This window comes from Pseudorhodoferax aquiterrae (genome assembly GCF_014652235.1).
GTDB lineage: Bacteria > Pseudomonadota > Gammaproteobacteria > Burkholderiales > Burkholderiaceae_C > Pseudorhodoferax > Pseudorhodoferax aquiterrae.
The window spans coordinates 1-570 of the sequence record NZ_BMYK01000091.1; the positions used below are offsets into that span (position 1 = coordinate 1).

Annotated in this window: 2 protein-coding genes; both read right to left on the reverse strand. The window is 68.6% G+C overall.

All coding sequences use genetic code 11. The features are described 5' to 3' along the window. The coding region (tnpB, locus tag IE209_RS34485) for an IS66 family insertion sequence element accessory protein TnpB (protein ID WP_373305475.1) at window positions 1-173 on the reverse strand (173 nt) is incomplete at its 3' end. Continuing rightward, on the reverse strand, window positions 170-570 hold a 401-nt coding region (locus IE209_RS33665), incomplete at its 5' end, for a transposase (protein WP_229883196.1). The genes tnpB and IE209_RS33665, both read right to left, overlap by 4 nt.

Consider the following 570-nt stretch of genomic DNA (forward strand, 5'->3'; position numbering starts at 1 on the left):
ATGCCGTCATGCACCAGCACCTTCATGCGGTTGGCGCGTCGATTGGCGAACAGGTACGCGTGATGCGGGCGCGCCTGGCCGAACACGTTGACGACGCGGGCCAAAGCGGCCTCGGTCCCGGCGCGCATGTCCAGCGGCTGGACGGCCAGCCACACGGCTTCGATCCGGATCACCGCAGCAGCTCACGCATCCAGCCTGCGCACTCGGCAGCGGCCGCCATCGGCCAGGCCACCGTGATCGTCGTCGCACCGCGGCGCACGTCGATGCGTATCTCCGCGGGCTGCGCGACAGGCTCTGGCATTCGGACCGGGACGAACGTCGATGCAGCCGCTGCAGGCTGGGCCGTTGCCACGGTTTGCGGTAACTCCGCCTCGCGCACCCAGCGGCGCAGCAAGTTGGCATTGATCCCGCGCGCCAAGGCCACCGAGGCCATCGACATGCCGGCCTGCGAGGCCGCGGCCACGGCGTCGGCTTTGAATTCGTCGCTGTGCAACCGTCGGCGCCGACGGCCTGGTGAGGGCTGCTGTTCGATAGTGTCCACGTGTCCACCAAGAGTTCTGGTGGACACGA